The organism is Faecalibacterium butyricigenerans, from assembly GCF_020687345.1.
Lineage (GTDB): Bacteria > Bacillota > Clostridia > Oscillospirales > Ruminococcaceae > Faecalibacterium > Faecalibacterium butyricigenerans.
The window spans coordinates 1-5741 of the sequence record NZ_JAJEQL010000055.1 but is presented as its reverse complement, the minus strand read 5'-3'; the positions used below and the strand labels follow the sequence as shown (position 1 = coordinate 5741).

At 48.7% G+C, this 5741-nt stretch carries 8 protein-coding genes; 1 reads left to right on the top strand and 7 read right to left on the bottom strand.

Annotation, left to right across the window (positions count from 1 at the left end; all coding sequences use genetic code 11):
* Positions 1-317: 317 nt before the first annotated feature.
* Positions 318-1124: a helix-turn-helix domain-containing protein gene (locus tag LKD23_RS12500; RefSeq protein ID WP_006873172.1), complete on the top strand. Its 807-nt coding sequence runs from the start codon at positions 318-320 to the stop codon at positions 1122-1124.
* 61 nt (positions 1125-1185) lie between these two features.
* Here the strand turns inward: LKD23_RS12500 and LKD23_RS12495 are convergent, their stop codons facing one another.
* From LKD23_RS12495 to LKD23_RS12465, 7 genes are all read right to left on the bottom strand, one after another.
* Positions 1186-2148, bottom strand: coding sequence for a DUF3658 domain-containing protein (locus LKD23_RS12495; protein WP_014078537.1), 963 nt, complete (start codon positions 2146-2148; stop codon positions 1186-1188).
* 16 nt (positions 2149-2164) lie between these two features.
* Positions 2165-2554: a TnpV protein gene (locus tag LKD23_RS12490; protein WP_009296082.1), complete on the bottom strand. Its 390-nt coding sequence runs from the start codon at positions 2552-2554 to the stop codon at positions 2165-2167.
* Positions 2514-2876, bottom strand: coding sequence for a helix-turn-helix domain-containing protein (locus tag LKD23_RS12485; protein ID WP_022742028.1), 363 nt, complete (start codon positions 2874-2876; stop codon positions 2514-2516). Before LKD23_RS12485 ends, LKD23_RS12490 begins: the two co-directional genes overlap by 41 nt.
* Before the next feature lie 64 nt (positions 2877-2940).
* Positions 2941-3099, bottom strand: a complete 159-nt coding sequence (locus tag LKD23_RS12480; RefSeq protein WP_118564318.1) for a Maff2 family mobile element protein — start codon at positions 3097-3099, stop codon at positions 2941-2943.
* A 47-nt stretch (positions 3100-3146) separates the two neighbouring features.
* The gene (locus tag LKD23_RS12475; protein ID WP_227621912.1) at positions 3147-4952 is read right to left on the bottom strand and encodes a VirD4-like conjugal transfer protein, CD1115 family; all 1806 of its coding nucleotides are present in this window, start codon (positions 4950-4952) and stop codon (positions 3147-3149) included.
* Positions 4949-5419, bottom strand: a complete 471-nt coding sequence (locus LKD23_RS12470) for a PcfB family protein (RefSeq protein ID WP_005933691.1) — start codon at positions 5417-5419, stop codon at positions 4949-4951. The genes LKD23_RS12475 and LKD23_RS12470 overlap by 4 nt, the downstream gene beginning before the upstream one ends.
* A gap of 100 nt (positions 5420-5519) precedes the next feature.
* A partial coding sequence (locus tag LKD23_RS12465; protein WP_227621911.1) for a DUF6017 domain-containing protein occupies positions 5520-5741 on the bottom strand: 222 nt, incomplete at its 5' end.

Genomic DNA, 5741 nt, shown 5'->3' with positions numbered 1-5741 from the left:
CGGTGTCGTTCCTCCCCTGAATCTCACAGCGGCGTATCGCTCCCTTTGGTACGCTCGTTTCGGTCAGGGTTCCTCCACATCCCTGCCAAAAGTCATGGCGCTACATCGCCGGGGAAGCATATCCCACACAGGCTGGTCATTCGATTGGAATAATCCATCGATGAACTACCTGTATCATAGAACATTTTTGTGCCCTGTGCCGTATGTCCACAAAGTAGGAATTAGGGGTAAAAATCAGAAATTTCCACGATTGCGGAAAGTGTGATATAATCCAGATAAGCGGCAGCAATGAAACCATTGGAAAGGAGCGTGCGCCCATGAAAGGAGCAACAAGCATACAGGAACGCCTTTGGGAACTCCGCAAGGACAAAGGCTTAAATCTGGAAGAACTATCAAAGCTGACAGGCATTTCCAAATCAGCTCTTGGAAGTTATGAAAAAGAGGATTTTAAGGAAATCAATCATGGCAACCTTATCACGCTGGCAGACTTCTATGGGGTCTCTGTTGATTATCTACTGTGCCGGATAGAGAACAGGGAGCAGATCAACACACCATTGACGGAGTTGCATTTGAATGATGAGATGGTGGCACTGCTGAAAAGCGGTCGGATTAACAACCGTCTGCTCTGTGAGCTTGCTACACATAAAGATTTTATCAAGTTTCTTGCAGACATTGAGATTTATGTGGACGGGATTGCTACCATGCAGATTCAAAACCTCAATGCACTTGTCGATACCGTCCGGCATGAAATCATTGAACGGTATCGCCCAGGCGAAGATGACCCGCATTTGAAAGTGCTGCAAGCCGCCCATATCAGTGATGATGAGTATTTCAGTCACATGGTTCTGGATGACCTCAACCTGATTATCCGGGATATTCGGGAAGCCCACAAAAAGGACAGTGAGAGTGCGCCCCAGACCACCGTTGCCGATGAATTGAAAGAAAATCTCGAAGCAGTCGAAAATTTCAAGGGCAGCCGGGATGAAAAGCTGGTTGTCCTTTACTGCAAGCAGCTCGGTATCAACTATAAAAATCTGTCAGACGAAGAATTTCGCTGGCTGATTCGGATTCTCAAAAAATCAAAGAAAATGGGAACGCCTATCAGCCAGAGGAAAAAACGGTAAAAAAAACCGCTGTTGCATGGTTGGGGTGCCTTCCATGTAGCAGCGGTTCTTGCTGTGGTTATTATTTCATTCGTTTTCTTAATATCCGGCGATAATTTGTTTCTCCCTTTGGTGCGTCCTGTATAATTTCCAACACACCATCTTCAAGCATTTTATCAATGCGATTAGAAATCCATACATCACTAATTCCAAGTTGATATTTTCCTAAAACATTACCTATAACAATAGCCATTTTGAATTGCTCTGGCTGTTCCGCAATTTCACGAAGAATGAAACTATCATATATATCTTCTGAAACACTTTGCAATTTACCATTTAGCATTGCACGCAAAGGTGCATTTTCATTTTGAAGTTGATTCCATTTCATAGCACAAGCTGAAAGAAATACAGGCTTAGCTTTTTCTTGTAGAGTTATATATTTTCCCCATTCGCCAGGAGAAACCTCACCCCATGCTATTTTGGATGTCATAGTATTTTCTTTTCCATATTCCCAGGCAGGTAACTTAACCAAATAAATTGTTGTCTGACAGTTTAATGGTCGAAGTTGTTTCATAAGCCAGTACATACCGCAAAGTTCATCCGGATTATAGCTATACCAAATACGAACTTCTTCCCCAGCTACATATCGTTCAATAACCGAAGACAATGTAGTTTTAATTTTCTGTATTTTTTCTTCAACCTGATAGTCTAAATCCTCTACAAACCAGACAGACAGCATTTTCTTGAGAACATTTTTCCGCTGTTCGCCAATTCCATTATCAGAAATATCTCCCACACTAAGAGCCATATCAAAACAATAAACATCACTGCTCTTGCCTCCCAATGGAATAGCATTCTCCCAAGCAATATGTTCTTGTTCCTGTGCTTGAATTTGTGCTTCTTTCATTTCATCTGAAGATGGAACACTCCCATCTTCGTGCCTCATAAAGACCGAAACTGCACTTCCTCTATACTTTCCCTTACCGTAAGTTTGGGCAATTTTCAAACTTCCACAGGCACTTTCACCAAATACAATTTCAATCATCTTATATACCTCCGATTTAATTACTCCCGTATGAATAAATTATATCATGCAAAACAATTTCTTCTGCCCGGTTGTGAATGTTATTACAACGCTGCACCCATTCCATTTGTTGAGTTCGCTTCAATTCCTCTGTCACGCCCTCGGTGGCTTTCATCTGCTCCATGATAGTGTCTAACCGTTCCTGTGCCTGTTCGTTCAGGTCTGCAAGATATGTCCACAATTCTCCGGTCAGTATCAATGTATTCAATCTGGCTGGGTGGACTTCCCTTAAATATTCCCGGTGCATCCGTCCGTACTTTCCGATAGGGCGGTGTTCCTCCGGCAGTTTCAAGTCCGGGATGTAGTAATCTCCGACAAGGATATAATCAATTCCGTTTTCCGTTATTCTTGGTTTCAATTCTCTCATGTTCCTTACCTCCTGTGGAAGCAGGCTCGTCTGGTACTAACTCAATCACATCGGTAATCTCACAATTCAGCGTTTCGCAGATACGGGCTAATGTATCCATGCTGATGTGCTTTCCCTCTTTGCTCATGTTGGCAATCATATTTGTTGTCATACCAGCAGCAAGCCTTAAATCCTCTTTCCTCATATCACGCTCTAACAGTGTGTGCCAGAGTGGTTTATAGCTGATGTGCATATTGTTTTCCTGCCTTTCTATCCATACCACCGGGGCGGCTGCCCCGGCAGGAACTTTTCTCTTATTATAGCACCAATCTTGTGAAATCACAATTTATTCTTGTATCCTGCCGCTGATACCGTCTGGATTGGTTTTCCTTTCTTTTTTGTTCCCTTTAATTAGCCATGAACTGCTTCACGCCCTGGCTCTTGCTGCCGGGGTTATCCTGTCCATAACCCTCCAACAGGTTGATGCCGCCCCAGACACACAGGGCACCGCCCAGACCGACCACGATAGTCTGCAAAGTATCGACTGCGCTGTTGAAAAATTCCATAAGGTCCTCACTTTCTGCCGCTTATTCTGCGACACTCAAAAATAAAATTATTCGGCTGCATCTTCATCCGACAGGTCGATTTCGTACAGGTCAAAACTTTCGTCCTGTGCGACTACCTGCTGCCGCTTCCGGCGCAGGGTAGATAAGAACCTGTCCACATCAAAGGTTTTTTTCTTGTCCGCGTCCGCAAGGTATTTGTAGTGCGGGTGCTTGGTGATGTCGAACTTCTCCGAAAAGAACGGCCTCACACCCCGCAGCTGCAAAATACATCTGCCGCCGTCCATGATTGCGATTTCGTCCTCTGACATCAACGCCTTTCCTAGTTTTTGATAGTTCAGTCCGTGGGAGGTTTGAGAGCCCCGGTTCTCGCTGGTGTTGAAACTGTCGATGGTCTCTTTCCCCAGCGCATCGGAGATCTCTTTGGCATTTTTGCCCCGCCCACTTAAAAAGAGAACAGAATCGCAGTTGTCCGAAATGATTTCGGCCGCATCCTTGTAGATGGCTTTCAGCTGCGACTGGCTCTGCAAAATGATGGATGCCGAGATTTCCCGGCTGCGGATGGTGGCGATCAGCTTGTCGAAGTTGGGGATCTGCCCGATGTTGGCAAACTCGTCCAGAATCAGCCGCACATGGACAGGCAGCCGCCCGCTGTATTTATCATCCGCACGGTCACACAGCAGGTTGATAAGCTGGCTTTGGAGCATGGCCAGAATGAAGTTGAAGGTGGTGTCCGTGTCGCTCATAATCAAAAACAGCACCGTCTTTTCATCCCCGATGGTGTCCAGCTCCATTTCATCGTTCTCCATCAGCTCCCGCACCTCCCGGATGTCAAATGGGGCTAAACGGGCACCACAGCTTATCAGGATGGAAGAACGGGTCTTGCCCGCCGACAGCAAAAACTTTTTGTACTGCCGGACGGCGAAGTGGTCCGGGTCTTTCTGTTCCAGCCGTTCAAACATGAGGTCCACTGGGCTTTGAAACTCCGGGTCGTCCTCGCGGGTTTCACTGGCATTTATCATTTCCAGCAGGGTGGTGAAGTTCATTTCTTCTGCCGGGGCCTCATACCAGATGTAGCCGATAAGCGCAGTGTAGAACAGCCGTTCCGACTTCACCCAAAAATCTTCTGCTGATTTTTCACCCTCGCCCTTGGTGTTAGCGATAAGGGTATTTACCAGCTTCAGCACGTCCTTTTCCGAGTGGATGTAAACAAAAGGGTTGTACTTCATGGACTTGGAAAAGTTTATCGTGTTCAGGATTTTCACCCGGTAGCCTGCCCGCTGGAACATTTGGCCCGTTTCCAGAACCAGTGTGCCTTTTGGGTCTGTGACCACGAATGAGGTGGGATAGTCGGAAGTGGGGAAACATTGCATGAGGTTGGGCTTCACATAGAAGCGTGTCTTGCCGCTGCCGGAGCCGCCGATCACCAGCACATTTTTGTTCCGGGCCGTCTTGGGGTCTTTGGGCCGCCCGGTCATGGTCAGGCGTTCGGTCTGGGTCAGCAGGATGTTGTTTTCAAACTTGGGGTCGATGTACGGGGCAATGTCCTTGGCGGTGCCCCACCGGGCAGAGCCGTATTCTTCACCCTTGCGGTATTTCTTGGCGTTCTTGCCCTTGCTGTACACGATGAGCCGGACAGCCACCGCCCCGGCAACGCCCACGCAGAGGTCAAACGGATGCAGGCTGGGCAGCGGGTCTGCAAAGGCGGCGGAGATGCCGCTCGTCAGGTGCAGCAGCTTGGCCGAAGCATCCGCGCCCGCCGCCAGACGGTACGCCTGCCCGCATTTGGCGAACAGGTACACGAACAGCAGATACGGCAGATTCAGCACCAGCAGCTTTTTCAGTTCAGGCTTCATCGTTCCAGCCCCCTTTGCTTGATTTTTTCCTTCGCACGTTTCGGCTGCTGGGCCGCTTTCTGCTTGGCTGCTGCCAGCACCTTGCGGATGGAGGGCCGCTGCTCCTTGGAGAGCGTTTTGGCCGTGAACTCCCGGAACGCCTGTTCCAGATTGTCTGCATCCTTGGCCTTGAAGATCACGATGTAATGGGGCGGCTGGGTGGTCTTGTCCTTGCGCAGGGTAAAGTCCACACCGTACTTCTTGGCGCAGGGCTTGAACGCCCCGATGTTCGCCTCCGTGACTTCAATGTTGGTCAGAGCCGCGCCGTGGGCTTTCAGCTGTTTCAGGCTTTGCTTGCCGTGATGCAGCTTTGGCCCCTTGGCCCGGTGCTGCAAATATTTTTTCAGGGCAGCTTGCAACGCTTGGGCGGTGAGTTTGCCTGTTTTCATGGACAGGGCAATGGTTTTCTGGGTGACTTCTTCCTGCAATATGAATCCCTCCTTGTTGCAGAAAATTCAGAGCGGCAGCTAGGGTGGAACCACCAGCCTCCGCAGGTAAAGGGTTCTCATGGGTGGACGCTCCTTTCGGTCAGTTGTTGGGCGGGCGGCCCCAATCGGGCTGCGCCATATCGTGCGCCACAAGGGACGCATAGTAGCTGTTGATGGTGCTGGGCGCGTTAAAAAGCATGGCCCGCAGGTATTGCTTGATGTTGCGGACTTTGGTGGTGTTATCTCGCAGGCAGTCCATGACGAACTCGATGTGATGGCTGTCCAGTTTCAGGAACTTGGCCTTGACCAACTCTGCCGGGTA

What these genes read in the sequence shown, in the direction of transcription:
- LKD23_RS12480 (WP_118564318.1), bottom strand. Translation starts at nt 3,099, where the DNA reads ATGGAATTTTTCAACAGCGCAGTCGATACTTTGCAGACTATCGTGGTC.
- LKD23_RS12475 (WP_227621912.1), bottom strand. Translation starts at nt 4,952, where the DNA reads ATGAAGCCTGAACTGAAAAAGCTGCTGGTGCTGAATCTGCCGTATCTG.
- LKD23_RS12495 (WP_014078537.1), bottom strand. Translation starts at nt 2,148, where the DNA reads ATGATTGAAATTGTATTTGGTGAAAGTGCCTGTGGAAGTTTGAAAATT.
- LKD23_RS12490 (WP_009296082.1), bottom strand. Translation starts at nt 2,554, where the DNA reads ATGAGAGAATTGAAACCAAGAATAACGGAAAACGGAATTGATTATATC.
- LKD23_RS12500 (WP_006873172.1), top strand. Translation starts at nt 318, where the DNA reads ATGAAAGGAGCAACAAGCATACAGGAACGCCTTTGGGAACTCCGCAAG.